Annotated in this window: 28 protein-coding genes; 22 read left to right on the top strand and 6 right to left on the bottom strand. The window is 67.4% G+C overall.

Features of this window, described 5'->3' with window-relative positions; translation table 11 throughout:
* Nucleotides 1-124 precede the first annotated feature (124 nt).
* Genes QGN31_RS13155 through QGN31_RS13120 form a run of 8 tightly spaced genes read left to right on the top strand, consistent with a single transcriptional unit; the run spans nt 125 to nt 8,696 of the window.
* Nucleotides 125-988: a mycofactocin-coupled SDR family oxidoreductase gene (locus QGN31_RS13155; protein WP_020188627.1), complete on the top strand. Its 864-nt coding sequence runs from the start codon at nt 125-127 to the stop codon at nt 986-988.
* Nucleotides 988-1,992, top strand: coding sequence for a thiamine pyrophosphate-dependent dehydrogenase E1 component subunit alpha (locus QGN31_RS13150; RefSeq protein WP_201407085.1), 1,005 nt, complete (start codon nt 988-990; stop codon nt 1,990-1,992). Before QGN31_RS13155 ends, QGN31_RS13150 begins: the two co-directional genes overlap by 1 nt.
* Nucleotides 1,993-1,996: 4 nt before the next feature.
* Entirely contained in the window at nt 1,997-2,995 is a 999-nt protein-coding gene (locus QGN31_RS13145; protein ID WP_009952446.1) for an alpha-ketoacid dehydrogenase subunit beta, read from the top strand.
* A complete protein-coding gene (locus QGN31_RS13140) occupies nt 2,988-3,224 on the top strand; it encodes a biotin/lipoyl-containing protein (protein WP_008257090.1) in 237 nt (78 codons plus the stop codon). The genes QGN31_RS13145 and QGN31_RS13140 overlap by 8 nt, the downstream gene beginning before the upstream one ends.
* A 16-nt stretch (nt 3,225-3,240) precedes the next feature.
* On the top strand, nt 3,241-4,113 hold the full coding sequence (locus tag QGN31_RS13135) for an enoyl-CoA hydratase-related protein (protein WP_008257091.1): 873 nt from the start codon (nt 3,241-3,243) through the stop codon (nt 4,111-4,113).
* 9 nt (nt 4,114-4,122) lie between these two features.
* Entirely contained in the window at nt 4,123-5,658 is a 1,536-nt protein-coding gene (locus tag QGN31_RS13130; protein WP_201358669.1) for an acyl-CoA synthetase, read from the top strand.
* Nucleotides 5,659-5,670: 12 nt separating this feature from the next.
* Nucleotides 5,671-7,023 (top strand): aromatic ring-hydroxylating oxygenase subunit alpha, encoded by a 1,353-nt coding sequence (locus tag QGN31_RS13125; protein WP_201358670.1) that lies wholly within the window; start codon nt 5,671-5,673, stop codon nt 7,021-7,023.
* Nucleotides 7,020-8,696, top strand: coding sequence for an FAD-binding protein (locus QGN31_RS13120; protein ID WP_201358671.1), 1,677 nt, complete (start codon nt 7,020-7,022; stop codon nt 8,694-8,696). Before QGN31_RS13125 ends, QGN31_RS13120 begins: the two co-directional genes overlap by 4 nt.
* An 80-nt stretch (nt 8,697-8,776) precedes the next feature.
* On the opposite strand, the gene QGN31_RS13115 is transcribed toward QGN31_RS13120, so the two are convergent.
* Entirely contained in the window at nt 8,777-9,625 is an 849-nt protein-coding gene (locus QGN31_RS13115; protein ID WP_201358672.1) for an enoyl-CoA hydratase-related protein, read from the bottom strand.
* A gap of 109 nt (nt 9,626-9,734) precedes the next feature.
* Between QGN31_RS13115 and QGN31_RS13110 the strand changes: the two genes are divergently transcribed.
* From QGN31_RS13110 to QGN31_RS13090, 5 genes are all read left to right on the top strand, one after another.
* Nucleotides 9,735-10,571 carry an SH3-like domain-containing protein gene (locus QGN31_RS13110; protein WP_009952437.1) on the top strand — a complete coding sequence of 279 codons (837 nt, stop codon included), beginning with the start codon at nt 9,735-9,737 and terminating at the stop codon, nt 10,569-10,571.
* A gap of 33 nt (nt 10,572-10,604) precedes the next feature.
* Nucleotides 10,605-11,309: a thiocyanate hydrolase subunit gamma gene (scnC, locus tag QGN31_RS13105; protein ID WP_009952436.1), complete on the top strand. Its 705-nt coding sequence runs from the start codon at nt 10,605-10,607 to the stop codon at nt 11,307-11,309.
* 7 nt (nt 11,310-11,316) lie between these two features.
* A complete protein-coding gene (locus QGN31_RS13100) occupies nt 11,317-11,688 on the top strand; it encodes a hypothetical protein (RefSeq protein WP_009952435.1) in 372 nt (123 codons plus the stop codon).
* A gap of 76 nt (nt 11,689-11,764) precedes the next feature.
* The gene (locus QGN31_RS13095) at nt 11,765-12,016 is read left to right on the top strand and encodes a hypothetical protein (RefSeq protein ID WP_008257110.1); all 252 of its coding nucleotides are present in this window, start codon (nt 11,765-11,767) and stop codon (nt 12,014-12,016) included.
* Nucleotides 12,013-13,377, top strand: coding sequence for a DEAD/DEAH box helicase (locus QGN31_RS13090; RefSeq protein ID WP_009952433.1), 1,365 nt, complete (start codon nt 12,013-12,015; stop codon nt 13,375-13,377). Before QGN31_RS13095 ends, QGN31_RS13090 begins: the two co-directional genes overlap by 4 nt.
* Before the next feature lie 17 nt (nt 13,378-13,394).
* Here the strand turns inward: QGN31_RS13090 and QGN31_RS13085 are convergent, their stop codons facing one another.
* Nucleotides 13,395-13,940 (bottom strand): SAM-dependent methyltransferase, encoded by a 546-nt coding sequence (locus tag QGN31_RS13085; protein WP_009952431.1) that lies wholly within the window; start codon nt 13,938-13,940, stop codon nt 13,395-13,397.
* Nucleotides 13,941-14,059: 119 nt separating this feature from the next.
* Between QGN31_RS13085 and QGN31_RS13080 the strand changes: the two genes are divergently transcribed.
* A complete protein-coding gene (locus QGN31_RS13080; protein WP_326544706.1) occupies nt 14,060-14,662 on the top strand; it encodes a TetR/AcrR family transcriptional regulator in 603 nt (200 codons plus the stop codon).
* Between the two features lie 43 nt (nt 14,663-14,705).
* Here the strand turns inward: QGN31_RS13080 and QGN31_RS13075 are convergent, their stop codons facing one another.
* Nucleotides 14,706-16,469 (bottom strand): N-acyl-D-amino-acid deacylase family protein, encoded by a 1,764-nt coding sequence (locus tag QGN31_RS13075; RefSeq protein ID WP_095562746.1) that lies wholly within the window; start codon nt 16,467-16,469, stop codon nt 14,706-14,708.
* Nucleotides 16,470-16,652: 183 nt separating this feature from the next.
* Here QGN31_RS13075 and QGN31_RS13070 point away from each other — a divergent pair, with 183 nt between their 5' ends.
* Together QGN31_RS13070 and QGN31_RS13065 are read left to right on the top strand one after the other, a co-directional pair.
* Nucleotides 16,653-17,324, top strand: a complete 672-nt coding sequence (locus QGN31_RS13070) for a TetR/AcrR family transcriptional regulator (protein WP_014380218.1) — start codon at nt 16,653-16,655, stop codon at nt 17,322-17,324.
* A gap of 165 nt (nt 17,325-17,489) precedes the next feature.
* Nucleotides 17,490-17,951, top strand: coding sequence for a hypothetical protein (locus QGN31_RS13065; protein ID WP_201407086.1), 462 nt, complete (start codon nt 17,490-17,492; stop codon nt 17,949-17,951).
* A 38-nt stretch (nt 17,952-17,989) separates the two neighbouring features.
* Here the strand turns inward: QGN31_RS13065 and QGN31_RS13060 are convergent, their stop codons facing one another.
* Complete coding sequence (locus QGN31_RS13060) at nt 17,990-18,889, bottom strand: SDR family NAD(P)-dependent oxidoreductase (protein WP_014382657.1); 900 nt, start codon at nt 18,887-18,889, stop codon at nt 17,990-17,992.
* Between the two features lie 777 nt (nt 18,890-19,666).
* Here QGN31_RS13060 and QGN31_RS13055 point away from each other — a divergent pair.
* The 3 genes from QGN31_RS13055 to QGN31_RS13045 all read left to right on the top strand — a co-directional run bounded on the left by QGN31_RS13055 (nt 19,667) and on the right by QGN31_RS13045 (nt 21,731).
* Nucleotides 19,667-20,476, top strand: a complete 810-nt coding sequence (locus QGN31_RS13055; protein ID WP_036396576.1) for a SigB/SigF/SigG family RNA polymerase sigma factor — start codon at nt 19,667-19,669, stop codon at nt 20,474-20,476.
* A gap of 119 nt (nt 20,477-20,595) precedes the next feature.
* Complete coding sequence (locus QGN31_RS13050; protein ID WP_014382659.1) at nt 20,596-21,231, top strand: hypothetical protein; 636 nt, start codon at nt 20,596-20,598, stop codon at nt 21,229-21,231.
* 41 nt (nt 21,232-21,272) lie between these two features.
* Nucleotides 21,273-21,731, top strand: coding sequence for a DUF2231 domain-containing protein (locus QGN31_RS13045; protein ID WP_014384807.1), 459 nt, complete (start codon nt 21,273-21,275; stop codon nt 21,729-21,731).
* On the opposite strand, the gene QGN31_RS13040 is transcribed toward QGN31_RS13045, so the two are convergent.
* Together QGN31_RS13040 and QGN31_RS13035 are read right to left on the bottom strand one after the other, a co-directional pair.
* Nucleotides 21,728-22,852 carry a class I SAM-dependent methyltransferase gene (locus tag QGN31_RS13040; protein ID WP_201407087.1) on the bottom strand — a complete coding sequence of 375 codons (1,125 nt, stop codon included), beginning with the start codon at nt 22,850-22,852 and terminating at the stop codon, nt 21,728-21,730. The two genes, QGN31_RS13045 and QGN31_RS13040, sit on opposite strands and share 4 nt — an antisense overlap.
* A 313-nt stretch (nt 22,853-23,165) precedes the next feature.
* Entirely contained in the window at nt 23,166-23,642 is a 477-nt protein-coding gene (locus tag QGN31_RS13035; RefSeq protein ID WP_201407088.1) for a nitroreductase family deazaflavin-dependent oxidoreductase, read from the bottom strand.
* A 138-nt stretch (nt 23,643-23,780) separates the two neighbouring features.
* Here QGN31_RS13035 and QGN31_RS13030 point away from each other — a divergent pair, with 138 nt between their 5' ends.
* The 3 genes from QGN31_RS13030 to QGN31_RS13020 are packed head-to-tail and all read left to right on the top strand — an operon-like array spanning nt 23,781 to nt 26,676.
* Nucleotides 23,781-24,479, top strand: coding sequence for a TetR/AcrR family transcriptional regulator (locus QGN31_RS13030; protein ID WP_014382662.1), 699 nt, complete (start codon nt 23,781-23,783; stop codon nt 24,477-24,479).
* 20 nt (nt 24,480-24,499) lie between these two features.
* On the top strand, nt 24,500-25,723 hold the full coding sequence (locus QGN31_RS13025; protein WP_014380226.1) for a cytochrome P450: 1,224 nt from the start codon (nt 24,500-24,502) through the stop codon (nt 25,721-25,723).
* Nucleotides 25,717-26,676 (top strand): SDR family oxidoreductase, encoded by a 960-nt coding sequence (locus tag QGN31_RS13020; RefSeq protein WP_201358678.1) that lies wholly within the window; start codon nt 25,717-25,719, stop codon nt 26,674-26,676. The genes QGN31_RS13025 and QGN31_RS13020 overlap by 7 nt, the downstream gene beginning before the upstream one ends.
* The last annotated feature ends 1 nt before the right edge of the window (nt 26,677 follow it).

Raw genomic sequence — 26,677 nt, 5'->3', positions numbered from 1 at the left:
GCCCCGCCACCGCCCAGACGGGTGACCGGCCCCCTCATCCTCGCCCGGGCTTACTGCCGTCACACCGAATACCGTTGGGCCCCAATGTGAATCGCGACGTAGCCGGACGGACGAAGGGCGGCCGATGGGCAGAGTAGCGGGCAAGGTGGCCGTCATCAGCGGCGCCGCACGCGGCCAGGGCCGCTCGCACGCGCGGATGCTGGCCGCCGAGGGCGCGGACATCATCGCGGTGGATTTGTGTGCCGACATCGAAACCAACGAATACCCCCTGGCCCGTCCGGAGGACCTCGACGAGACGGCGCGGCTGGTCGAAAAGGAAGGGCAACGCGCGTACACGGCGGTCGCGGACGTTCGCGACCGCGTGGCCTTGTCCGCCGCCATCGATGCCGGCGTCGCCGAGTTCGGGCATCTGGACGTCGTGGTCGCCAACGCGGGCATCTGCCCCCTGACCGCGGGTCTGCCGCCGCAAGCCTTCGCCGACGCGGTGGACGTGGATCTCATCGGCGTGCTGAATCTGGTGCACGCGAGCCTCAAACACCTGCGCCCCGGCGCGTCGATCATCGTCATCGGCTCCAACGCGGCGTTCATGTCATCGATGAATACCAGCGGGATCGACGGTGGCCCCGGCGGGGCCGGGTACGCCTTCGCGAAACTGGCTGCCGCACACTACGTCAACGACTTCGCGTTGGCGCTGGCCCGGTTTTCCATCCGGATGAACGCTGTGCATCCGACGAACGTCAACACCGACATGCTGCACAGCCCACCGATGTATCGCGCCTTCCGGCCCGATCTGGCGGAGCCGACTCGCGAGGATGCCGAGCCGGTGTTCCCGCTCGTGCAGGCGATGCCGGTCCCCTACGTCGAGCCCGAAGACATCAGCGAGGCGGTGCTGTTCCTCGCCTCGGACGCGGCGCGCTACATCACCGGACAGCAGTTGCGCGTCGACGCCGGGGGCTTCCTCAAGGTCAAACCCTGGTCGGGAGCGTGATGACCACCGAACACGATGCACCGCAATCGGTCTCGCAGGGCGTCGAGCGTCGCCTGTACGAATTGATGGTGCTGATGAAGGCGGCCGACGATCGATTGTCCAAGGGCATCGGCACCGGCGAGTTAATGTGCGTGTACTGGCCCTCGCGGGGCCAGGAGGCGATCGCCGCCGCGATGGGCGTGGCGCTGCGGCCCGACGACCAGCTGGTGACGACCTACCGCGGCCTGCACGACCTGATCGGCAAGGGCGTCCCGCTCGAGGAGATCTACGGCGAGATGATGGGCCGCACGGTGGGCGCCGGCCGGGGCAAGGGCGGCACCATGCACATCGCCAATCCCGCCAAGGGCGTGATGCTTTCGACGGGCATCGTCGGCGCCGGGCCACCCGTGGCCGTCGGGCTGGCAATGGCCGCCAAACGCAAGGGCATCGACCGCGTCACGGTGGTCAGCTTCGGCGACGGCGCCACGAACACCGGCTCGTTTCACGAGGCCGCCAACATGGCCGCGCTGTGGGACCTGCCGCTCGTTTTCGTCTGCCAGAACAACCTCTACGCCGAGATGACACCGACATCGGACACCATGAAGCTCGAACACGTCGCCGACCGGGCCGCCGGCTACGGCATGCCGGGCGTGCGCGTCGACGGCAACGACCCGCTCGCGGTGAAAGCGGCGCTCGACGACGCGCTGCGGCGGGCGCGCGACGGAGGCGGCCCCACCTTCATCGAGTGCGTCACGTTCCGCTTCCGCGGCCATTACTTCGGCGACCGGACGCCCTACATCCCCGCCGAACAACTCGAGGCGGCGCTGGCCGCCGACCCGGTGCCCCGGTTCCGCAGCCACCTGGAAGGGACCGGCGTCTGCGATCACGACGATCTCGTCCGCATCGACAGCGACGCGGCGGCCGCGGTGGAGGCGGCCCTGCGGACCGTGCTGGGCGCGGACTCCCCGTCGATCGACGAACTCGACCGCGACGTATACGTCGCCCCGATCGCGTTCCCGGTGTAAGCGCATGGACGACAAGGAGATGACCATGCGCGAGGCGCTCAACCTCGCGCTGGACCAGGCGCTCGCGGCCGACGAACGGGTGTTCCTGCTCGGGGAGGACATCGCCGATCCCGGCGCCTCCGGGCCGACGGCGGGCTTGTCGACGAAGTACGGCCACGACCGCGTCCTCGACACGCCGATCTCGGAGGCCGCGATCGTGGGCGCGGCCATCGGCGCGGCGATCGACGGGCTGCTGCCCGTCGCCGAGATCATGATCATGGATTTCATCGGGATCGCCGCCGATCAGCTGATCAACAACGCCGCCAAGCTGAGGTTCATGACCGCCGGGCGCACGTCGGCGCCCATCACCGTCCGCACCCAGGTATATGCCGGATTGGCCACGGGCGCAACGCATTCGCAGAGCCTCGAGGCGTGGTTCATGCACATCCCCGGGATGAAGGTGATCGTGCCCTCCACCCCACGCGACGGCAAGGGGCTGCTGACCGCGGCGATCTTCGACCCGGATCCGTGCCTGTTCGTCGAAACGATCCGGTTGCAGAGCAAGAAGGGCCCCGTCCCCACCGAGCCCGGGTTCTCCATCCCGCTCGGGCAGGCCGACATCAAGCGGCCGGGCACCGACGTCAGCGTGATCGCCTACGGCCGCTGCGTGCACGACGCGCTGAGCGCCGCGGACACGCTGGGCGAGCGGGGTGTCAGCGCCGAGGTGATCGACCTGCGCACCCTGGTGCCGCTCGACGTCGACACCATCGTGGGGTCCGTGCGCCGCACGCGCCGAGCCGTGATCGTCCATGACGCCGTGCAATTCGCGGGCCCCGGGGCGGAGATCGCCGCGATCCTGCACGCACAACTCTTCGGGGAGCTCGCCGCGCCGGTCGAGCGGGTCGCCGCGCGATTCGTCCCCAACCCGGCCGCGGCGGCGCTCGAGGCCCAGGTGTATCCCTCGCCGGCGCGGATCGTCGAAGCGGCCCTGCGCACCTGCGAGAGGGCGAAGGTGCATGGCTGACTTCATCATTCGCATCCCCCGGGTCTCGGTGGCGGTCTCGGAGGCCGAACTGACCGGGCTGCTCGTCGGCGCCGGCGAACACGTCGAGGCGGGCACGCCGATCTACGTCATCGCCACCGAGAAGGTCGAGCAGGAGATCGAAGCGGGGGCGACGGGGACCGTGCGGTGGACGGGCCAGGTCGGGACCACCTACGACATCGGCGCCGAAATCGGCGTCATCTCGTCATAACGAAGAAAGGTATCCCATGGATCTCAACGAGACCCGCGAGAGAATCATCTACGAAAAGGACGGCCCCATCGCCCGCGTCACCCTGAACTGGCCGGAGAAGGCCAACGCGCAGGACCAGAAGCTGGCCGAGGAGGTCGACGCGGCGCTGGCCGACGCCGACCGCGACTACGACATCAAGGTGCTCATCCTCAAGGCCAACGGCAAGGGCTTCTGCTCGGGCCACGCGATCGGCAACAACGCCGTCGACTACCCGTCGTTCGTCGAGAACGCCATGGTCACCGGCCATCCGTGGAAAGCCCAGAGCGACTTGTTCGTCAAGCCGACATTGAACCTGTGGGAATTTTCCAAACCCACCATCGCCCAGGTGCACGGCTACTGCGTGGGCGGCGGCACGCACATGGGCCTGACCACCGACATCGTCATCGCCTCCGAGGACGCCTACTTCTCCTACCCGCCGCTGCAGGGGTTCGGCATGCCGTCGGGCGAATGTTCGATCGAGCCATGGGTTTTCATGAACTGGCGGCGCGCCGCCTACTACCTGTTCACCGCCGAGGTGATCGACGCCAGGAAGGCGCTGGAAGTCGGCCTCGTCAACGAGGTGGTCAAGCGTGAGGACCTCGACGACCGGGTCGACGCGATCGCCCGCCACATCGCCCAGGCGCCGCTGACGACGCTGATGCTCACCAAGGCCAACCTCAAACGGGCCTGGGAGCTGATGGGCATGCGGGTGCACTGGCAGAGCTCCAATGACCTCGTCGCGCTCGCCTCGATCAGCAAGGACGTGCAGCAGCTGATTCAGACCGTCTTCAAGGACAAGGTGTTGCCCTCCGAGCACGCCCGCCGCCAGGCCGCCGCGGCCGCCCAGACCGACGGCGCCGCAACCACTTAAGGGTTGCCGGTGAACATCGCCGACCACGCCCGCAGTGCCGCTCAGTCGCCGGCACTCATCGTCGCGGACGGTGACGCGATCTCGTACGCCCAGCTGCATGCCCGCAGCCGGCGGGTCGCCGCGCTGCTGCACGACGCCGGCCTGCGTCGCGGCGACGGCATCGCGCTGGTTCTGCCGAACAGCGCCGAATTCCTCGAAATCACCTGGGGCGCTCAGCTTTCCGGTCTCTACTACACCCCCGTCAACACCCATTTCATCCCCGACGAGGTCGCCTACGTCATCGACGACTCCGACGCGAAAGCGGTCTTTGTCGACGCCTCGATGCCCGAACTGGCCGCGCACCTCCGTTCCGCCAACGCCGCGCCGATCACCCACATCGCCGTCGGGGGGTCGATCGCCGGCTGGCAGTCCTATGAGGACGCGCTGGCCGCGGCTGGCGAAGCGCCGCCGGTGTCGGACGGCTCGGAGATGCTGTATTCGTCGGGCACCACGGGGCGCCCCAAGGCGGTGCGGCGGCCACTGCCCGAGGACGGCAACGGGTCCTGGGCGCAGGCGGTGCTGGAGCTGGCGCTGATCCACAAATACGGGATGAGCCCCTCGAGTGTGTACCTGTCCCCCGCGCCGCTGTATCACGCGGCCGGAGTGAACTACACCATGGCGGCCAACCGCGTCGGCGCCACATCGATCCTGCTGCGCAGGTTCGACGCCGAGGCCGTGCTGCGGCTGATCGAGGAGCACCGGGTGACCCACGCCCAGTTCGTGCCGACGATGTTCGTGCGCATGCTCAAGCTGCCCGCGAAAGTCCGGGACAGGTACGACGTTTCGAGCCTGCGGTGCGTCATCCACGCCGCCGCGCCCTGCCCCGTCGACGTCAAACGCCGCATGATGGAGTGGTTCGGACCGATCATCCACGAATACTACGGAGGGACCGAAGGATTCGCCGGAACGACGATCGGACCACGGGAATGGCTCGCCCACCCCGGCTCGGTCGGCATCCCGATGGCCCCGGTGCACGTGCTCGACGAGGACGGGCGGGAGCTCCCCGTCGGCGAATCGGGCGAGCTGTATTTCGAAGGTGGACCGGACTTCGCGTACTTCAAGGACCCCGCCAAGACCGCCTCGGTGTGCAACGACCGCGGCTGGCGCTCGCTCGGCGACATGGGATACGTCGACCGAGACGGCTACCTGTACCTCACCGACCGGTCGACGTTCACGATCGTCTCCGGCGGGGTCAACATCTACCCGCAAGAGGCGGAGAACCTGCTCGTCATGCATCCGAAGCTGGTCGACGCGGCCGTGTTCGGGGTCCCCAACGAGGAATTCGGCGAAGAGGTCAAGGCCGTCGTGCAGCCCGCCGACGGCGTGGTCGCGGGGTCGGAGCTCGAAGCCGAACTCATCGACTACTGCCGGGCCCACCTGGCCGGCTACAAGTGCCCGCGCAGCGTGGAATTCGACGCGGAGCTGCCGCGGGACCCGAACGGAAAGCTCTACAAGAGGCGCATCCGCGAACGGTACTGGCAGGGACGGGTATCGCGGATCGTGTGAACGAGGATGGCTATGAACGCTAGGAACGTACCGTGGGCGGTTCGGACCGCCGATCGGATCCCCAAACAGCGCTACTACGACCCCGAGTTCTACGCGCTGGAAGCCGAGATGTTGTGGCCCCGCATGTGGCAAATGGCGTGCCGGCTCGAGGAGATCCCCAAGCCCGGCGACTTCGTCGAATACGAAATCCTCGACCAGTCCGTCATCGTGGCAAGGGTGGACAACCACACCGTGCGCGCGTATCACAACGCCTGCCGGCATCGCGGCGTGAAGCTGGTGGAGGGCAACGGGAATCGGCGCACCTTCGTGTGCCCGTTCCACGGCTGGTGCTGGGGCCTCGACGGCCACAACACGTTCGTGCTGCGTCCCGAAGCGTTCGCCGAGGAAAACCTGAGCGCCGACGACCTTCGGCTCGTGCCGGTGCGATGCGAGCTCTGGGGCGGTTGCGCGTGGATCAACCTCGACGACGACGCGCCGGCGCTGCGGGACTGGATGGAGCCGTTCGCGTCGGTCTACGACGCCTGGCAGGTCGACTCGCTGCGCGTCGAGTGGTGGCAGTCGTGCCGGCTGCCGGTGAACTGGAAGCTGGCCGCGGCGGCGTTCATGGAGGGCTATCACGTCCCGCAAACCCACCCTCAGTTGCTGCCGTCCGCGCAGCCGGGTGAAGTCGCCGCGACGGTGCACCCGGTCGTCGCGAGCAGCCTGTATTTCATGCGCACCCTCGGCGACGGCATGGGCGGGATGACGCACGAAAACGACATCCGGATCGCCGAGGGCCTGCAGAACATCGAGCTGCCGCCCGACCCGGCGGCGGCAATGGCCGCGTGGCGCAGCGCCCTCAACGACGCCGTCGTCGCCTGGCATCGCGCGCGCGGCAGCAGCATGCCCGACCTCAACGAGCTGGTCCGCCGCGGCATCACCGACGCGATCGGGTTCGCCTTCCCGCACTACTTCATCCTGCCGACCTACAGCAGCGCGTCGTCGTACCGGATCCGGCCGCTGGGACCCGAGGACACCTTGTTCGAGATCTGGTCCCTCACCCGGTTTCCCAACGACGCATCGGCGGGTAAACCGACGCCCCCGGTACCGATGGCGCCCGACGACCCGCGCTGGCCGCCGATTCCCGCCCAGGACTTCTCCAACCTGCCGAGGCAACAAAAGGGGCTGCATTCCAAGGGCTTTGACTTCATGCGGCTGTCCAACCAGATCGAAGGATTGATCTCCAACTTCGAGCGTGTCATCGACGGCTTCCTGGCCGGGCTGCCGTACGACGCGCTGGTGCCCGCGATCCAGAAGACCAACACGACCATCGACGTGCCGATCGCCGATCTCGGCTTCACGACGAGCCCCGTGGAGGCGCGATGAGCCCGCAGTGGGACCGCTCCGTGGACCTGCTCATCGCGGGCAGCGGCGGGGGCGGCATGGTCGCCGGCCTGGCCGCCCTGGACTGCGGGCTCGAACCCCTCATCATCGAAAAGCAGTCACTGGTCGGCGGTTCGACGGGGCTGTCCGGCGGCATCGTCTGGCTGCCGAACAACCCGTTGATGCGGGCCGACGGCATCGCCGACTCGCACGAGGACGGGCTGGCCTACCTGGCCGACGTCGTCGGCGACATCGGTGCGGCGTCCTCGCCCGAGCGGCGCGAGACGTTCCTGCGGGCCGGCCACGAGATGATCAACTTCCTCACCCGCAAGGGTGTGCGACTGATCCGATGTGCGGGCTGGAGCGACTACTACCCGAATCACAAGGGCGGCAACGCGTCCGGCCGCGCGGTCGAGGGCATCCCTTTCGACGCCGCGCAGTTGGGTGATTGGCGCGACAAGGTGCAGCCGCCGCTGGCGAAGAATTACGGATACGTGGTGCTGACCAACGAATTGCGGTCGGTTCAATACTTCAACCGCTCACCGCGCGCCTTCGCCGTGGCGGCCCAGGTGTTCCTGCGCACCGCGGCCGCGCGTGCCCGCCGGCGCCAGATCCTCACCAACGGCGCATCGCTGATCGGTCAAATGCTCAAGGCGCTGACGGATCTCAGCGACGGGCACCCCCCGTTGTGGACCAACGCCGCGATGGCCGACCTCGTCGTCGAGGACGGCCGTGTGGTGGGCGCGCGCATCGTGCGCGACGGCACGCCGTTGCACGTCGAGGCGCGCAAAGGAGTCCTGCTGGCCGCGGGCGGATTCGGCCACAACAAGGAGATGCGCCGCCGCTACAGCGGCGACCAGCCCAACGAGGGGCAGTGGTCGATCGCCAACGCCGGGGACACCGGTGAGGCGCTCGAGGCGGCGATGCGTTTGGGCGCCAAGACCGATCTGCTCGACGAAGCATGGTGGCTGCCTTCGGTTTTCATCGCCAACGGCGGCGCGGTCGCCGCCTCGCTGGGCTCGGGCCGCCAACGACCCGGCGCCATCTACGTCGACCCGAGCGGCCGCAGGTTCTGCAACGAGTCGAACTCCTACGTCGAGGTCGGCAAAGCGATGTACGCCAATAAGGCCGTGCCCTGCTGGATGATCTTCGACGAGGGATACGTCCGCAGATACGTCACCAGCGCCAACCCGCTCAAGCGCAACCAGCCGTTGCCGCCGGAACTGATCGAGTCCGGCGCCGTGAAGCGCGCGCCGACCATCGCGGAGCTGGCCGGCGAAATCGGCCTTCCCGCCGACGAATTGGCCCGCACGATCCAGCGGTTCAACCGGTACGCGACCAAGGGGCTGGACCCGGACTTCGGCCGCGGCCAATCGGCCTACAACGACTGCCTCGGCGATCCGGGGTATCGGCCGAACGCCGCGATCGGGCCGCTCGACACCGCGCCGTACTACGCGACCCGCGTACTCCCGTCCGACGTCGGGACGTGCGGGGGCGTGATCACCAACGAGCACGCGCAGGTCCTCGACCAACGGGATCGGGTGATCGAGGGCTTGTATGCCACCGGCAACACCACGGCCACGGTGATGGGGCGGACCTATCCGGGTGCCGGGGCGAGCATCGCCAGCTCGATGGTGTTCGGGTACGTCGCCGCCCGCCACGCCGCCGGCAAGTAACGGCGAAAGGACCCGTCAGGCGGGCATTCCCGCCGAACGTGACACTGTTGCCACGCTCGACGCCGAACGTGACGCTGCCGTCACGTTGGCGGGGACTCGTTTTCGCCGCGGTCGATGAATTCCCGCGGCTTCATACCCGACCGCATGAGCTCGGCCCGCCGCGCCTGCACATCGGAGGCGGCGCCGACCATGTTCGTCAGGATGTGGCTGACCTGCAGGTGCACCCGCATGCCCATCAATTCCCAGGCGCGCTTGACGTTGTTCTTGACCGCCATCAGTGTGGTCAGCGGGATTTGGGCGATCCTGCGCGCCATCTCCTCGACGGTGTCCTCGAGCTGATCGCGTGGCACCACCCGATTGAGCAGACCCCAGTCCAGGGCCTGCTGCGCGGACAGGGTCGGCGCCAGCAGCAGCCAGTCCATGGTGCGGTGCCAGTTCATCAGCAGCCACGGCTCGATCATGGTGTGCCCGCCGGGCTCGCCGAGGCTTTGGGCAAGGGGCATCTGGAAATACGCGTCCTCGGACGCCACGCAGAAGTCGGTGAGCAACCCGAGATAGATGCCCCCGCCCATGCAATAGCCATGGATCTGCGAGATGGTCGGCTTGGGAAATTCCCATAGGTACAACGTCGGCCACAGGAACAGGTCGGCGGTGCCCTTGTAGAGATCCTCGAACGTCTCGCCGAAATCCGGATACGGGTTTTCGTCGGGGCCCCAACGGGCCACGTGCCCACCGCAGAATCCCTTGCCGTTGGCTTTGAGGATGACGACCTTGATGTCCTTGTCGCGGTCGGCCTCGTGCAGGCAGTCGTCCACCTCGGTGACCAGGATCGCGTCTTTGGTGTTGGCCTTGTCCGCCCGGTTCAGGATGATCCGCGCAATCGGCGGTTCGCGTTCATAGATGACCGCTTCGAGCTCGCGACGCTCCATGGTCGGACCATACCCTCCCGCGCCCCGCGCGCCGCTGATTTGACGGTTGCGCGATCGCGACGCGAGGAGTGAGCTGTACTGGGGCGCAGTGACGACGGATGGGGCTGGTATGGCGACTCCTCTCGACCGGGTGCAACAGCTGGATCTGGTGGCCCGGCTCAAATCCGCCTATCCCGAACTTCCGGACGCTCCCACACCGGATCTCATCGACCACGAGCGATTCGCCGCCTATGTCAAGACCCCGCACGACGTCGGCGGCGAGCCGGACGCCCCGATCGAATTCGAGAACAAGCAGTACGAGATCTGGGAGCACAACACGTATGTCCTGTGCGAGGTGCTCGGCTGGCGTGGGATCTGGCTGTCCGAGGAACGGCGCCGGATGGGCAACGTCGATCTCGGCCGCACCATCTATCTCGGCCTGCCCTATTACGGGCGCTGGCTGCTGGCGGTGGCACGCGTACTCACCGAAAAGCACCACATCGGGTTGAGCGAATTGGCCGAACGCATGGCCGAAGTCAAGGCACGCTACGCCGACGGCCTGCGCGGAAAGCCCTTGGCGGCGACGCCGAAGTTCGAGGGCGATCCCGCACCCGTCCACCGCAACCGCCACCATGTCCATGCCGTGGGCAAGGGCGACCCGCAGGTGTATGCCGGGCAGGCCGGCGCACCGAAGTTCAGCGTCGGCGACAGGGTCGTGGTGCGCGACCTCCCCGTGCTGCTCTACACCCGCACCCAGGAGTATGTGCGCGGCGCGACGGGCGAGATCGCGGTCGTGTCCTACGAAAGCCCCGCCGCCGAGGACGAGACGTGGGACGGCCCGGACCAACGGCCCGAGTGGTTCTACATCGTCCGGTTCAACCTCTCCCAGTTGTGGCACGGCTACACCGGGCCCGGCAACGACACCCTGCAGACCGAGATCCCGGAACGGTGGCTCGAATCGGCCTAGCCACGGCTGCGGCTTCGGAAGAAAGGACCACGAATGAGCGCCGACGAACACGATCACGAGCGCACCGCAGCGCCCATGGTGGACGAGATCACCGACTTCGAAGTCCTCGAGATCGCGCTGCGCGAATTGTGCATCGAGAAGGGCCTTTTCACCGCGGAGGAGCATCGACGCTTCACCGAGTTCGCCGAACAGATCGGCCCCACCCCCGCGGCGCACCTGGTGGCGCGGGCCTGGCTCGACGCCGACTACAAGGAGCTGGTCCGTTCGGACCCGCTCGCCGCGAGCAAGGAGGTGGGGGTCGACTGGCTGGAACCGACCGGCTTCGGGACGCCCAGCGACTTCACGGCTTTGCACGTCCTCGAGGACACCCCGACGCTGCACCACGTGATCGTCTGCACGCTGTGTTCGTGCTATCCGCGGCCGATTCTGGGCAACTCCCCCGAGTGGTATCGGACGCCCAACTATCGCCGCCGCATCGTCCGCTGGCCACGCCAGGTGCTCGCGGAGTTCGGCCTGATCCTGCCGGAGGACGTCGAGATCCGGGTGGAGGACTCCAACCAGAAGCACCGTTTCATGGTGCTGCCCGTCCGCCCCGACGGAACGCAGGGGTGGACCGAGGAGCAACTCGCCGAGATCGTCACGCGCGACTGCCTGATCGGTGTCGCGCTGCCCAAGCCGGGCGTGACGACCAACGCCGTCACCCGGACCCGCGCCGCCGTCCATCCCGCAGCGCCCTGAGCTTCCGATGAGCACCGCGCACACCCCACGTCCGATCGAGGACTCCACCGTCGCACCGCTGACGAAAATCGTTGCGCGCAACCAGGTCTGGAGTCGCATGGCGGCGAAGTACGGGGTCGACAACCCGGTGCCGCCCTGGCAGACGAGTCTCGACGGCATTTGTGATGCGATCGACCAAAGTCATTGCGGCGCAGAGGCCCTCGGGTTCATCGAGCGGCGGGAGGATGAGGACGCGCTGTCGGCGACCGTCTACGCCGAACTGCCCTACCCGGAGAACCGGCTGGTTGCCCTGGCCCACTCGCTCGTCGCGCGCGGCGTCATCGACGAATCCGAACTCGAGGCGAGGCTGGCCGCCGTGCGCGCCAGGCTGGAATCCTGAGCGACGTCATCGCAAATAGTGAGTTGCAGCACAACAGCGCGTGTTTTCCGCTGCTGATGAGAGGCTTCGGTCGGCGATGCGCTACGCTGGCGGCAACGTTGGCTTCACAACACTGCATGCCAACACCGTCGTGGAACGCTTCCTCATCCCACTGGTGCCAGCGAAGAAGATCGCGCTTGACACCTCGATGACCGTGCATCGCGCACTAGCTGGTCTCGCGGCGATCGATTTTGCCACCCGGCAATCTCGCCACCTTCGTGCCGATGCCCGCGTGACCTCCTTGTCTCCGGCGCGGCACCACCGATGCCTGAAAGGCACCGAAAAGTGACTACCGACAAGACTTTCGCCGATCTCGGCGTGGGCAAACACATCGTCAGTGCGCTCGCAGCGCGCGGCATAACACACCCATTCCCGATTCAGGTGGAAACCCTGCCCGACACACTCGCCGGCCGAGATGTCCTCGGCCGCGGGAAAACCGGCAGCGGAAAGACCCTCGCATTCTCGATTCCCCTCGTCAGCCGCCTCTCCCGCGGAAACCGGCGCCCCGCACGGCCCTCGGGGTTGGTGCTCGCACCCACCCGCGAGCTCGCGACGCAGATCACCGCGACGCTCGAGCCGTTGGCGGCTGCGTGTGGCCTGAGGGTCACCACGATCTTCGGCGGCGTCTCGCAGACCCGTCAGGTGGCCGCGCTCAAATCCGGCGTCGACATCGTCGTCGCCTGCCCCGGCCGCCTCGAGGACCTGATGAAGCAGCGTCTGATCAGCCTCGACGCGATCGAGATCACCGTGATCGACGAGGCGGATCACATGGCCGATCTCGGTTTTCTGCCCGGCGTCACGCGGATCCTGGCCGCGACGCCGAATGGTGGCCAGCGCCTGTTGTTTTCGGCGACGCTGGACAACGGCGTCGACAAGCTCGTCACCCGGTTCCTCCGCGACGCGGTCTCGCACTCCGTCGACGAGGCCAACTCCCCGGTATCCGAGATGACACATCACGTGTTCCACGTCGACAGTGCGCAGGCCAAAAAGGAACTGGTGCACCGGCTCGCCTCCGGCGCCGGACGCCGGATCCTGTTCATGCGCACCAAGCACCAAGCGCGAAAGCTCGCCAAGCAACTCACCGAATCTGGCATTCCCTCAGTCGACTTGCACGGCAACCTGTCTCAGCCGGCTCGGGAGCGCAACCTGGCGAGGTTCGCCGCGGGCAGCGCCCGGGTGCTGGTGGCGACCGATATCGCCGCACGTGGCGTACACGTCGACGAGGTCGAGCTTGTCGTGCACATCGATCCGCCCAGCGAGCACAAGTCCTACCTGCACCGGTCCGGGCGCACCGCGCGGGCCGGGAGCGCCGGTGACGTCGTCACGGTGGTGCTGCCCGAGCAGCGCCAAGACACCCGGGAGTTGCTGCGCAAGGCCGGCATCAAAGTCGCTCCCCAGCAGGTGACCGCGATGTCGGAGGCGGTGCAGGCGCTCGTGGGTGAGGTTGCGCCCTATCAGGCCCCGGTGCCCGCCAATGTTCCCGCGCGCCAGCATCGGCAGAACACCGGCGGTAACCGGCGTCGGCGGACCAACACCCGGTCACCCAAGACCAGTTCCCCCGCCGAAGCGGCGACATCGCACCACGGCGCCACCGCGACGCGTCGGCTGGATCGTCGCCGTTCGAGCCGCCCACAAGGAAGCACCAGATAGTCGAGGTCCGGAACGGGTCAGCGGCGCGCCAGCAGCCAGGCCTGGCCCGCTCCCTCGCCGGCGGCGATCGGGGTCAGTTCGGCGAACGCGGCGGTGAGCTCGCCGGGCGCCGCGCGAAACGGCCCCGCGGACGCCCCCACCTCGCTGAGCGCGGCGATAGCCAGCAGCCCGCCGGGCGCCAGGCGTTCGATGATCGCACGGTCGAGACGGCGGTCGCGGAACTTGCAGCAGAGGATGACATCGGCGGGCGCGCCCGCCGGCAGACCGTTGTCGAGATCGACGACGTCGAAGCGACAGCGGTCGGCCACCGCGGCACGCCGGGCCAACTCCCGCGCGTGGGCGACCGCCACCGCGGAGATGTCCAGCCCCAGCACGTGCAGGCCCCGCAACGCCAGCCAGACCGACCCGGTTCCCTGCCCGCAGGCCAGGTCGAGCGCCGTGCCGGCGGTGGGAAACTCCCGCGCGTGGCCCGCGAAAACACCGGGCGGCCCAACCGAATCCAGCGACGGCGGCGCCTTCGCGGCGTACCGTTCGTCCCAGCGTTGCCGGTCCGATTCGCCCATACGCGACACTCTAGGACCCGGCGTCTTCTGGACAGTTGTCTGCTAGCGGCATCGCGCGGTGGAGACGACCGCGATGAACGGAAGTTGTTGGTGGCGCGGCGCCTTCCTAGACTGGACGGGTGTCCAACGAGGCGTCGTTCCAGTCCGTTGCCGCTAAAGCCGCCGCCGGGGCGGCCCGCAGGTCGGATCGCCGGCCGGGCCAGACGATTCGCAAAGTCCTCGATGCCGGGCTCGAGGAGCTGCGGGAAACGTCGTACGCGAACCTGACGATGCGCGCCGTGGCGACTCGTGCCGGGGTGTCCCCGGCCAGCGCCTACACCTACTTCCCGTCGAAAAGCGCGCTGGTCGCGGCGGTGTACCTGCGCTTCCTGCGCGACCTGCCGCTGCACACCGACGTCAACGAGACGACCAAGACCCGGGTCAGCGCGACCCTGCGGGATATGGCGGTGGTGGTCGCCGACGAGCCGGAGCTGACCGCCGCGTGCGGCGCGGCCCTGATGGCCGACGATCCGGCGGTCACGCCGCTGCGCGAACAGATCGGCGAGGAGGTGTCCAGGCGCATCGGCGCCGCGTTGGGGCCGGGTTGGCCGCGTGCGGTGAAGTCCACGCTGCAGATGACCTTCTCCGGTGCGCTGATGACGGCCCGGTTCATCAGTTTCGCCGAGATCGCCGGCCAACTCGACGAGGCCGTCAACCTCATCCTGGGCGCCTCGGTGGCGTGAAGCCCCCTGCGGCCCAGCCGTATTCGCTCGGCGCGCCGCCTACCTACCCGGTGGCGGCGAGCTTTCGGGAGGGGCTGCCCGCCCGCAGGAACTGACCGAATCGTTCCTTGCCCAGCGCCGGCGTGGCCTTGCCGGCGGCGAACGCGAGTTTCCCGGACACCAGCACGGCCGTGACCGTCTCGTCGTTGCGGTTGACCATTCGCGACAGCCCGCCGTAGGACTCGACCGGATGCTCGGCGTAGCGGTCGAGGGACTCGTCGAGCTTGTCGGGGTCGATGACGACGATGTCGGCGCGGTCGCCCTCGCGCAGCGTCCCGGCGTCGATGCCGTACCACTCCCCGAGCTCGCCGGTCAGCCGGTGCACGGCGCGCTCCATCGAGATGAACGGCCTGCCGGACTTTTCGGCGTCGCGCGCGTGCCGCAGCAGCCGCAGTCCGGAGTTGTAGAACGCCATGTTGCGCAGATGCGCGCCCGCGTCGGAGAACCCCATTTGGATGGTCGGGCTCTGGGCCATCTTCTTGAGGACTTCGGGTCGGTGGTTGGAGATCGTGGTGCGCCAGCGCAGCTTTTCGCCGTGTTCGACGACCAAGTCGAGAAAGGCGTCGACCGGGTGCACGCCGCCACGCTCCACGCCGACCTGCCCGAATGATTTGCCGATGACGGACTCGTCTGGGCAGGCCACGATTTCGGCATCGAAGAAGTCGCGGTGCCAGACCCGGGGCCCGTATTTGCTGTCGTAGTCCTTGCGGAACCTGCGCCGATACTCCTCGTCACGCATGAGCTGATTGCGTTCGATCTCGGTCTGCAGGTGCAGCGCCGCGGCGCCGGAGCCGAACTCCTCGAACACCACCAACGAAATCCCGTCGGCGTAGACCTCGAACGGCACCGGCAGATGCTGCCAGCGGAAGTCGCCGCCGAGGGCGTTGACGACGCGGGCGAGGCGGTCCATGACGTGAATGACGAACGGGATGGCCTTGATGTCGGCCGCCGACAACAGGCTGGTCTTCAGGCGGGGCCGGCGGATCCCGAGCGACGTCAGCAGCTGCGAGACCACCGACAGCGGGTTCTTGATGTCGGGGCCGGACTGCAGGATCTTGTCGCGCCGCCGCAGGATCGCGTTCAGGCGGCGCAGCTCGCGCGGGGACGCGTACGTCGACGGCAGCGTGCGCGATCTGCAGACCTCGCCGTCGAGCTTGTCGAACAGCAGTTGCTGCGAAGACATCCCGACGAACCCCTCATCGAGCGCGTCGTTCAGCATCGATTCCATGCGGGCGAGTTCCGCGGCGGACGGCCGCACGTCCTTGCGCGTCGCCCGATCCAGGCCCATCGTCGCGGCGCGCAGATCGGAGTGCCCGATGAAGGCCGCGAGGTTCGGACCGAGGTTGAGGCGTTCGAGTTCGGCCACGTATTCGGTGGGATTGGCCCACGAGCGCGCCGCGTCGAGGTGCTCGATGACATAGCGCCGGGGAATCGCTTCGACCCGGCCGAAGATGTCACCGGCATCGACGCTGTCCAGGTAAACGGTGGACAGCGAACACGATCCCAGCATCACGGTCGTCACGCCGTGCCGCAGCGATTCGGAAAGCTCTGGCGCACAAAGGATTTCGACGTCATAGTGAGTGTGGATGTCGATGATGCCAGGGATCACCCACTGGCCCGTCGCGTCGATGACGTCGGCGCCGGCCGTGTCGAGCCCCTTGGCGATGGCAACGACGCGGCCGTCACGCACACCGATGTCCCGCACCGCCGAGGGTCCTCCAGTCCCGTCGAACCAGCGCCCGTTGGTGATCACGGTGTCGTACTGCATCGGTCGGCCTCCCTCTGCCAGGCGCCCTGCCTGCTGGATCCGCAGTGATCATACATACCGGGCATAGTGTCTGGCCTCGTTATCGGCGCGCCACCCGCCGATTAGCCAGCAACGACAGTGTGGCGGCGGACGCTATGATCCAGCTGTGGGGATCACCGCCTACCGGTTTGCCGTTCGGTAATCATGCGCAGCCACGGTTGGGCAGGAAATACGCCGGCTTCCGACGCGGAGGCGATCGAGCGCATCCTCGACGCCGCCGACAAGATCATCGACGAACGCGGTTCAGCGCTGCGGATCGCCGATGTCGCCCGGGCGCTGGGCGTCACCCGCCAGACCGTCTACCGATACTTCCCCGGAACCCAGGCGCTGTTGGTGGCGTCCGCGATGCGTTCGGCCGACGGCTTCCTCGATCGCATGGCGGCCCACCTCGACGGCGTCACCGACCCCGTCGTGGCCATCACCGAGGGAATGGCTTTCGCCATCGAGGAGCTGGCCTCGGACAATCAGGTCGAATTCGTCCTCAACCAGCGCCATCGCGGTGGCCAGAAGGTCTCGATCATCTCCGATACCGCGTTGGCATTCGGTCGGTCGATGCTGCATCGCTACGATATCGATTGGGAGCATTACGGTTTCGACGAGGCGGGCCTGGACGAGCTGAACGAGTTCTCGCTGCGGGTCCTGCATTCCTTTCTCGCCGACCCGGGCAGGCCGCCCCGCAGCGGCGCCGATCTGCGGCGCTATCTCACCCGCTGGATCGGGCCGGCGATCGCCTACCCGCAGCTGGTCCGCACGATGGATGCGCTGGGCACCGCCGAGCCGCCGCGAACGCGCCGGCGCTCGTCGAAGGCGTCCTGACCGGGACGGTCGAAGTCGGCCGCGTACCGGACCCGCCGGGGCACCGGCGGTACGGTGACCATACGTTTCCATCGATATGTCCGGCCGGCCGGCCGGTTGATCTGGTCGTGGAGTTCGGCGATCCTCGACGAGTCGACGTCGCGACAACCCGATCAAGGAGCCGCAATGGTGAGCTTGGGACAAATCGCACTCGATAGCGCGCCTGTGTTCGGCGGCGTGATGCTCGCGGTCGCGGCCGGGCAGTTCAAGGGTCCCGACTATCGGGGAATGATCAAACAGGACATGGACCTGCTGGACCGATTACCCCCGGACGCCACCGACCGGCGTGCCGATCTGCAGCGGACCATCGACGCCCGCATCGACGACATGGTCGAGGCCGCCGACCGCAGCCGCGCGTTGCGCCGGGCCGCACTGTCCTACCAGGGCAACTGGCGAGACGTGGTGCTGCTGCTCTGCGCGGTGTTGTTCACCATCGTCTGGTGGAACGTGAGCCATGCCAGAAGCAGCTGGCTGCCCATGTTCATTCTGTTGATCGTCCTGTCGGTGGTCGCCGCCGCCTACGCGTTCCGCGGGGTGCTGCGTGCGGCGAGTGCGTTCGTCCGTAAACGACGCGGCCGGCCGGATTAGGCGGCAGGCGGCGGCTTTTCGTCGCTGGGTGCCGCCGCTCATCGCGCCTTCGTCGCCGCGCCGACCATCGTGTGCACCTCTGCCACCGACCACGGTCCGGACTCATGGTGATCGCGATAACCGAGCACGCGCGGCGTCTGGCGGTCGAAGCTGCCGACGAAACCGCCTGCGGCGACGAGGATCTGGCCCGTCACCTCACGCGCCAAGTCGCTGGCGAGATAGGCGTAGAGCGGGGCGACGAACTCGGGCGGGGCGCTGTCGAGCGAGGCTTGCATGGTCATCTCGTCGAGCAGCCCGCGGCGGTGCAGATCTTCGATATGTCTTTCGTATTCGAGCCCCGTGGACAGCCGTGTGCGGGCGCCGGGACACACCACGTTGGCCCGCACGCCGTGTGGCTTCAGTTCGGCGGCGATGGCCATCGTCAGGGAGTTGACGGCGCCTTTACCCGCGGGGTAGCCGGTCCCGCCATAGTCGCCCAGAAAGGCCACCGAACTGGTGTTGATGATGGCGCCGTGCCCCTGCGCGGCCATGACCGGGGCGGCGGCCCGGCACGTGTGAAACGCCGTGCCCAGGTGCGCGCCGATCAGCCGCTCGAACTCGGCCCCCGAGATGTTCAGGATGGAGGAGCCCGGCGGCTCGGCGATTCCGGCGCAATTGATCAGCGTGTCCAGTCGCCCGAACGCGCTGACGCATTCGTCGATGAGAGTTTGGGCCACCCGCTCGTCGTTCGCGGCGCCCACCACCGCGGTGGCCCGCCCGCCCGCCGCGCTGATCGCGGCGACCGTCTCCTCCACCGCGTGCCGGTCACGCCCGTTGACCACCACACCGGCGCCCAGGCCGCCCAGCAGTTCGGCGACCGCACGCCCGATGCCGCGACTGCCACCGGACACCGCCACCCCGCGCCCTTCCAGCAGGGCGTGCGCGCCGGATCCAGTCACCGACGGCTCCGGGAGAAAGACGTCCCGAGCTCGGCGTAAAGCATTGCGCGCGAAAGGCTCTCGTTATCGGTGCGAGGCGTGCCGCTCGATTGGATAATGAACATTAGGCGAACGATACCGAAGCGAGCATCGACCCCGATCATCTTGTGGGCGCCCCGGCCCGACGCTCTCCAAACACGGCTGAGCGGCGGCGCTTCAAGCACCCCCCGCAACCGACCCCAGGCGGAGCGCAATCGGCGGCGAAGGGCGTCGGATTGGCCGCCGATTCCGTTTGCCGACGAATGCCGCCCCCTGGATCGTCGGTCGGGGAAAGTTCGCGACACCGCAGCTCGGCGCCATGCGGGCACGTCAGGTCCCGTCCGGCCGCCCCGGATCCGGGGATTGCTGACCGTTGACGAGTGCACGAGGAAACAGTTAAGTGATGGCGCGAAGCCCCACCGGAACGGGTCGCCGTGCGATGCGCGGGGGCGTATAGTCTCCAATGAAGTCCGCTTCTGGACATGTCGCCGTTTAGCTCAAAGCGGCCAGTTAGCCCCAATGGCTACTGAGCTTGGTACTGACTCCGGCGATCACACACCCCGAGAGTCATTCCCCGTTGGTAGCGCGTGTGCGGTGGGTAATCGACAAGTCCCGCGGATCAGGATGCAGTGGAGGCGACCGTGCGGGATTCCCGCGATGTCTTTCTGCATAGACTCAGGAAAGTGAGTCAGCAATGCAAACTTGTTCTCGCGCAGGTGTTTACACGATTCATCGAGTGAACACAAGGTGCGCGGCACGATGACCCACACGATTGCCCCAACCCGTCCCGCTCCGGCGCCCGCCAGACAATCCGACGATTCATACGACGACGTAGTCGACATGTTCGTGGCGCTGCATCGCATGCCGGCCGAGTCGCACGAGTACGCCCGCCAGCGCGAATACATCGTCGCCCGCTGCCTGCCGCTGGCCGACCACGTGGCCAGCCACTTCGCCCGCCGGGGCGAGGGTCTCGAGGACTTGATTCAGGTCGCGCGCCTGGGCTTGATGAACGCCGTCAACCGGTTCGACCCTGCGAAGGGCCCCAGCTTCATCGGTTTCGCCGTCCCCACCATGATGGGCGAGGTCCGGCGTTATTTCCGCGACTACAGCTGGGGGATGCGTGTCCCGCGGCGGTTGCGCGAACTGCACGTGCAGATCAGCAGGGCGACCGCCGATCTCGCCCAGCAGCTCGGGCGCGCACCCAACGCGGGCGAACTGTCGCAGATGCTCGAGGTTCCGCGGGAGGAGATCGTCGAATGCCTCGTCGCCGGCGATGCCTACCGGCTCGATTCCCTCGACGCACCGCTGGGCGCCGATAGTTCCGGAACGCCGCGCTCGGTGGCCGACTCGGTGGGCGACATCGATCCGCAGATCGAGCACATCACCAACCGCGAGGCGCTGCGGGCCCTCGTTGCCACCCTGCCGCCACGCGAACGCGACGTCTTGCGCATGCGGTTCTTCGAGTCGATGACGCAAAGCCAGATCGCGGAGCGGATCGGGGTGTCGCAGATGCAGGTCTCGCGCATCCTGGCAAACACGCTGCGCTGCCTGCGCGACCAACTCGAGTAGCCCGTCCGGCACCCAGTGCATTGCTCCGCGGCGTCCCCCGCCGCGGGGCAATGTACTGTGCGATTCGAAGGACGGGCCCGACGTTGTCGCCGGGAAGACCTGGAAGGGAGCTCGATGCGATGAGGATTTCACGAGCGCTGATCGCGGGTGTCGCGGCGACGACGGCGCTGGCGGTGTCGGTGGCCGGCTGCGGCAACAACAAGTCGCAACCGTCGACGTCGAAGACCGGATCCCCCACCTCGGCAACCTCGGCCCCCAGCGGCGCCAGCTCGGCGCCGCCGTCGTCGGCAGGACCCGCACAGCCCAACGATTACGCCAGGCTGCTCATCCAGGCCAGCGACATCAGCGCGCCGGTTCCCTTCACCGCCGCTCCCCCGACCAGCAATCCCAACGGGAAGCCGGGCGTCGAAACGACCTTCAAGGACGACGACGGCAGCCATGCCATCAAGGTCACCATCGCCGTCTACGACGATCCCGAGGCGGCGACCAACGCGTTGAACGCGGCCAAGGGCCAGCAGGGCGGCGTCGTCAAAGATCCGACCACGCAACCGTCGAACGTCGGGACCGGCGGAACGATGCTGATGGGAAACGCACCCGACCGCAGTAAGGGTGTGGTGATCCTGCTCTTCACCGAGGGGCGGGCGCTTGCCACGCTGCAGTTCGACGGCCCGACCGACACGCTGGCCCCGCCAGATTTCGTCAGCGATGTCGGCCAGAAGCAAGACGCGGCCATCAAGAAGGGCCTCGGCGGCTAGGCGCCGCGCAGACCCGAGCGGACCGCGGCCGAGGGGACGCCATGAACGTCATCAACGGGATGCCGGCTCACGCGCTGTTGCTGCATTTCGTGTTGGTGCTCGTTCCGCTGACCGCCGCGCTGGAGATCGTGTGCGGATTGTGGCCGGCCGCCCGGCGCGGGCAACTGATGTGGCTCACGCTGATCCTCGCGGCGGTCACGTTGGTGTTGACGCCCATCACCATCGACGCTGGAGCGTGGCTCTACGACCGCCAGGCCAACCCCAGCCCGATTCTGCGCGAACACGCCGCGCGGGGCGGCGTCATGACCTACTTCTCGGCCGCGCTGCTGGTGGTCGCCGTACTGCTCGTCGCGCTCCGAATCGTGGAACGCCGATCCGATCGGCGCCGCGTGGTACTCCACGCCGTCGTCGCGATCGTGGTGCTCGCGACCGGCATCGCGTCGACCCTGCAGATTTACCGCGTGGGCGACGCCGGCGCCCACGCCGTCTGGGGCGGCTAGACGAACTCGTTGCGGTCTGCGGGGCGGCGTCGATCGAGTTTGCCCAGCCCGGTGATTTCCAGGCTGACCGACTTGCGTTGCCCGGCAGCGCCCAGCATGAAAAGCATGTCGGCGATCGGCGCGCCCAGCCAAAATCGCCAAAACCTTTTGCGGAAAATCGTCCACGCGTAGCTGCCGCCGCCGATCGTCCAATGCAGGGCCATCGTGATGAGGTAGTAGACAGCGCGTTTCGGGCGCGCGGTCACCATCTCGAGGTTCATCTCCCACGCTTCGAGGCCCCAAGCGCGGTAGTGCCATTGCAACTCGTACTTGCTCTGGAATTCGTAAAACGCCAGCATTTCGCCGTTGGTGACCAGGTATTCGTCAAAGACAAGGATCGATCCCTCGACGAAGCGGTCCTTGCAGGTTTCCAGCGCGTGCAGGCAACTCTCATACGTATCCAGATCCATGTGAAAAAGCCGGATGGCAGCGCCCGGTCGCTCGGCCAGAAACGGGGCCAGCGTCTCGTAGGTGCTTCCCCTGATGAACTCCACCTTGCGGCCGAGCGCGTCGGGCACCCCGTCGTGCAAGCTGACTCCGGTGTCCCGGAGGAAACGTCTGGCCACCGGGTCCGCCAGGGAGAAGGCGCCGCGCTTGATGACGGTGTGGTCGTCGATCGGCCAGTCCTCGACGAGGCCCGAGAAGGTGTCGAATCCGTACACCGTGCGGCCTGACGCGTCAGAGATGAGCCGCGTCGACCAGCCGGCCCAGACGCCCAGGTCGAGTAGCAATTCGTCGGGGTGATCGGCGCTTGGCGGCGCCAGGCGCGAGGCCTCCCACAACAGCGTGTGGCCCCCGATCTTGCACTGACGCAGTTCGGCGAGCGTGCGACCGATAAACGAACGATAGGCATCGTCATAAACTTCGATGTCCCGCGCATACAAATTGGGGATATACCGATCCCGGCCCTTATAGACCCCGCGCGCGCACACAAGCGACAGAAGAATCAGGGCGACCCCGATGAGCAGAACGGGCCTGAAGTAGCACGCCGCAAACACAATGCATGCGATGCCGATAAGAATCGCTTTCCATATGCGGTGAAGCCCCGTCCGATCCACGGTTCGCGTGTCGATTGCGACCACCGGTCAGCCTCCCGATTTCTCGTCCGGATTAGACATCCCGCGGCCAATTTCGTCAAGAGCCGACGTTGCGGTGCCCGCGCCGCGCGTTGCTAGCAGGGCGTTTAAGCAATAAGCGGCCGCGCGGGATCCGGCGCGAGGCGACCGCACACCGAGGTCCGCTTTCGGAATCGGCTAACGGTTTTGACGGAGCGAAATTCGCCGGCGGCGGCGCATCGAATTGGCATTCCACGGACCGTCCGATGCCCTCTCCCGCCGGCCCTCGTGACCGCTGCCGGCTAAAAATGTCGGCGATTAACTAGGGTCTCCGGCCAGCTCAGGTAAGCGGCGCCAGAAGAAACAGCCGGAATTGGCGCCGGCCGGCAAGACCTTGGGCCACCCGATAGTTCGGCCAATGGTCCAGCACCGCGCCCCACGCCTCGTCGCGCTCCGCGCCGGTGAGCAGCTGCACCCTCGCCACGAACCGTTGGCCACGCCGGCGCACGGTGACGCGTTGTGCCGCTTTGAGATTCGCCGACCACGACGGGTGACGGTCGCGCCCCCAGTTCGATCCGACCAGCAAGAGCCCCCCGCGAAAGGGGACATACTGCACCGTCGCGCCACGGGCCAGACCCGTCTTGCGGCCCGAGGTCGTGATGCGCACGTTGGGCAGCCCGGTGATTTCCAGGACGCCGATGCGCCCGCTCGTCATGAACCGAAGCAGCGACTCGAAGCGTTCGACGATCGGCGGTCCGCTGCGCAGGAGCAACCGGTAGACGGTCGGGTTGTGGGCCAACCGCCGCAGCGGATTCATGCGGTGACTGTAATCGCGGCGCGCCGCGGCCGGGCATCAGCGCGGTGAACTATCCCCGACCACCCCGGGTTTCGGGTCGCTGCGCCCGATTCCACGGTCCCGCAACTAAATAAATTGCTTGATTTAACAAGGCGGCCGGTGTTCACTGAGGCGATGACCGCCGAGCGGATCGCTCGTTCCGAAAGGTCGACGGGAACCCGAGAGGCGCTCTTGTCGGCCGCCGAGGTGTTGTTCGCCGAACGCGGAATGTATGCCGTGTCGAACCGGCAGATCAGCGAGGCGGCGGGGCAGGGCAACAACGCCGCGGCGTGCTACCACTTCGGGACCCGGGTCGACCTGCTGCGCGCGATCGAAGCCAAGCACCGCGAGCCGATCGAGGAGCTGCGCGCGCACATGCTGGCCGCGGTCGGCGACTCCGCCGAGCTGCGGGACTGGGTGGGCGCACTGGTGCGCCCGCTGACCGATCACCTGTCCGCGCTGGGGACCCCGACCTGGTATGCGCGGTTCGCCGCCCAGGCGATGGCCGATCCCACGTACCGCCACGTGGTCACCAAGGACGCCCTGGCATCGCCGTTACTGGTGCAGACGCTCGACGGCATCGACCGCTGTCTCCCCGAGCTACCCAAGCGCGTGCGTGCCGAGCGAATGGTGATGGTGCGCAATCTGCTGATGCACACCTGCGCCGAGCACGAAGGCGCGCTGGCCGAGCACGGGCCGCGATCCCGTTCAGCCTGGCCGGTCGCCGCCGAAGGGCTGATCGACGCGATCGTCGGCCTGTGGCGCGCGCCCGTCCACGTGGCCGCGGCCGGCGGCCCGACATCACCGACAACCGCGTAGGCCGAACACCGAGGAGCACGATGACCGAAGGATCCACCGCCACCGATATCCCGGAGTTTCCGATGACGCGGGCGCCGGGGTGTCCGTTCGCGCCGCCTCCGAAGGTATTGGAGCTCAACGCCGGCAAGCAGCTGAGCAGGGTGCGGATCTGGGACGGCAGCACGCCGTGGCTGATCCACGGCTACGACGCGATCCGCGCGCTGTTCACCGACTCCCGCACCAGTGTCGATGACCGCCTGCCCGGTTATCCGCACTGGAACGAGGGCATGCTGGCCACGGTGCACAAGCGCCCGCGTTCGGTGTTCACCTCCGACGCCGAGGAGCACACCCGGTTTCGCCGGATGCTGTCGAAACCGTTCACCTTCAAGCGGGTTGAAGCGCTGCGGCCGGCGGTGCAGAAGATCACCGACGACCACATCGACGCCCTGCTGGCCGGGCCGAAGCCGGGCGACGTCGTCAGCACCCTCTCGCTGCCGGTGCCCTCGCTGGTCATCAGCGAACTGCTGGGTGTGCCGTACGAGGATGCGGAGTTCTTCCAGACCCAGGCCCAGCGCGGCATGGGCCGTTACGCGACCGAGGAGGACACCGCCCAGGGCGCCGCCTCGCTGGCCAAGTATCTGGCCAACCTGGTTCGGACGAAAATGCAAAGCCCCTCAGAGGATTTGGTGTCCGACCTCGCCGAGCGGGTCAACGCCGACGAGATCAGCGTGCGCGAGGCCGCGCAGTTGGCCACCGGTGTGCTCATCGCGGGCCATGAGACCACCGCGAACATGATCAGCCTGAGCATCGCCGCGTTGCTCGAGCACCCCGATCAGCGGGCGCTGCTGCGCGACACCGATGACCCGAAGGTCATCGCCACCGCGGTCGAGGAGCTGATGCGCTACCTGAGCATCATCCAGACCGGACAGCGGCGAATCGCCGTCGAGGACATCGAGATCGGCGGCGAGACGATCCGCGCCGGCGATGGCATCATCCTCGACGTCGCCCCGGCGAATTGGGATGAGCGCCAGTTCCCCAACCCGGACCGCCTCGACCTGCTCCGCGAAGACGGGCCGCACGTCGGGTTCGGCTACGGTCGTCACCAGTGCGTGGGCCAGCAGCTGGCCCGCATGGAATTGCAGATCGTTCTGCCCACGCTGCTGCGCCGCGTCCCCACGCTGCGGCTCGCCGTCCCGCTGGATGAGCTTCCGTTCAAGCACGACGCGTTGGCCTACGGCCTCTACGAGCTGCCCGTGACATGGTGAAACCCGATCTCGCGCTGAGTGTTCCCGATCTGCGGGGCAGGTTCGCCGTCGTGACCGGGGCCAACAGCGGTTTGGGCTTCGGCCTGGCGAAGCGGCTGGCCGCCGCGGGTGCCGACGTGGTGATGGCCGTCCGCGACCGGGTCAAGGGCGAACGGGCGATCGCCGACATCCGCCGGGACGCACCGCAGGCCAAGCTCACCATCGGGCAACTCGACCTGTCGTCGCTGGAAAGCGTGGCGGCGCTGGGTGAACAGCTCAGCGCCGAGGGCCGCCCGATCGACGTCCTGATCAACAACGCCGGCATCATGACGCCGCCACAGCGGCAGCAGACCCGCGACGGTTTCGAATTGCAGTTCGGGACAAATCATCTGGGGCACTTTGCGTTGACCGGTCGGCTGCTCTCGTTGCTGAGGGCGGCGGGATCCGCGCGGGTGGTCACGGTCAGCAGCCTCGCCGCGACCCAGGGCAAGCTCGACTTCGGCGACGTCAATGCGCAACAGGGTTATAAGCCCATGCATTCGTACGGGGTCGCCAAATTGGCGCAACTGATGTTCGCCGTCGAATTGGATCGGCGCAGCCGCCGGGGCGGGTGGGGGTTGATGTCCAACGCCGCGCACCCTGGTTTGACCAAGACCAACCTGCTCAGCGGCGCCTCGTACGGCCGCGCCAAGCCGACGTTGCAGGCGCGTTTGACGCAGCTGACCTGGCGCGTGATGCCGTTCATGTGGCTCGACGTCGACGAAGGCATCAAGCCGACCCTCTACGCCGCGGTGTCCCCGGATGCGCAGGGCGGTAAGTACTACGGGCCGCGCGGTTTCTACGAAACGGTCAGGGGTGGGGTCACTTTCGCTCGAGTTCCCCGGTTGGCGCGCAGCGAAGCCGACATGCGACAGCTGTGGCAGCTTTCCGAAGAGCTCAGTGGCGTCACGTACCCCGACCCAGGCGCACAATGAT

It is taken from the genome of Mycobacterium sp. 2-64, from assembly GCF_035918375.1.
Taxonomy (GTDB): Bacteria; Actinomycetota; Actinomycetes; order Mycobacteriales; family Mycobacteriaceae; genus Mycobacterium; species Mycobacterium intracellulare.
This window is presented reverse-complemented; position numbering and strand designations above follow the sequence as displayed.

Excerpts from the sequence above, each read along its gene's own strand:
- scnC (WP_009952436.1), top strand. The coding sequence starts at position 10,605 with ATGAGCGCCGACGAACACGATCACGAGCGCACCGCAGCGCCCATGGTG.
- QGN31_RS13135 (WP_008257091.1), top strand. The coding sequence starts at position 3,241 with ATGGATCTCAACGAGACCCGCGAGAGAATCATCTACGAAAAGGACGGC.
- QGN31_RS13035 (WP_201407088.1), bottom strand. The coding sequence starts at position 23,642 with ATGAATCCGCTGCGGCGGTTGGCCCACAACCCGACCGTCTACCGGTTG.
- QGN31_RS13100 (WP_009952435.1), top strand. The coding sequence starts at position 11,317 with ATGAGCACCGCGCACACCCCACGTCCGATCGAGGACTCCACCGTCGCA.
- QGN31_RS13025 (WP_014380226.1), top strand. The coding sequence starts at position 24,500 with ATGACCGAAGGATCCACCGCCACCGATATCCCGGAGTTTCCGATGACG.
- QGN31_RS13085 (WP_009952431.1), bottom strand. The coding sequence starts at position 13,940 with ATGGGCGAATCGGACCGGCAACGCTGGGACGAACGGTACGCCGCGAAG.
- QGN31_RS13070 (WP_014380218.1), top strand. The coding sequence starts at position 16,653 with ATGCGCAGCCACGGTTGGGCAGGAAATACGCCGGCTTCCGACGCGGAG.
- QGN31_RS13055 (WP_036396576.1), top strand. The coding sequence starts at position 19,667 with ATGACCCACACGATTGCCCCAACCCGTCCCGCTCCGGCGCCCGCCAGA.
- QGN31_RS13120 (WP_201358671.1), top strand. The coding sequence starts at position 7,020 with ATGAGCCCGCAGTGGGACCGCTCCGTGGACCTGCTCATCGCGGGCAGC.
- QGN31_RS13155 (WP_020188627.1), top strand. The coding sequence starts at position 125 with ATGGGCAGAGTAGCGGGCAAGGTGGCCGTCATCAGCGGCGCCGCACGC.
- QGN31_RS13150 (WP_201407085.1), top strand. The coding sequence starts at position 988 with ATGACCACCGAACACGATGCACCGCAATCGGTCTCGCAGGGCGTCGAG.
- QGN31_RS13050 (WP_014382659.1), top strand. The coding sequence starts at position 20,596 with ATGAGGATTTCACGAGCGCTGATCGCGGGTGTCGCGGCGACGACGGCG.
- QGN31_RS13065 (WP_201407086.1), top strand. The coding sequence starts at position 17,490 with ATGGTGAGCTTGGGACAAATCGCACTCGATAGCGCGCCTGTGTTCGGC.
- QGN31_RS13095 (WP_008257110.1), top strand. The coding sequence starts at position 11,765 with ATGCGCTACGCTGGCGGCAACGTTGGCTTCACAACACTGCATGCCAAC.
- QGN31_RS13140 (WP_008257090.1), top strand. The coding sequence starts at position 2,988 with ATGGCTGACTTCATCATTCGCATCCCCCGGGTCTCGGTGGCGGTCTCG.
- QGN31_RS13075 (WP_095562746.1), bottom strand. The coding sequence starts at position 16,469 with ATGCAGTACGACACCGTGATCACCAACGGGCGCTGGTTCGACGGGACT.
- QGN31_RS13145 (WP_009952446.1), top strand. The coding sequence starts at position 1,997 with ATGGACGACAAGGAGATGACCATGCGCGAGGCGCTCAACCTCGCGCTG.
- QGN31_RS13125 (WP_201358670.1), top strand. The coding sequence starts at position 5,671 with ATGAACGCTAGGAACGTACCGTGGGCGGTTCGGACCGCCGATCGGATC.
- QGN31_RS13110 (WP_009952437.1), top strand. The coding sequence starts at position 9,735 with ATGGCGACTCCTCTCGACCGGGTGCAACAGCTGGATCTGGTGGCCCGG.
- QGN31_RS13115 (WP_201358672.1), bottom strand. The coding sequence starts at position 9,625 with ATGGAGCGTCGCGAGCTCGAAGCGGTCATCTATGAACGCGAACCGCCG.
- QGN31_RS13045 (WP_014384807.1), top strand. The coding sequence starts at position 21,273 with ATGAACGTCATCAACGGGATGCCGGCTCACGCGCTGTTGCTGCATTTC.
- QGN31_RS13020 (WP_201358678.1), top strand. The coding sequence starts at position 25,717 with ATGGTGAAACCCGATCTCGCGCTGAGTGTTCCCGATCTGCGGGGCAGG.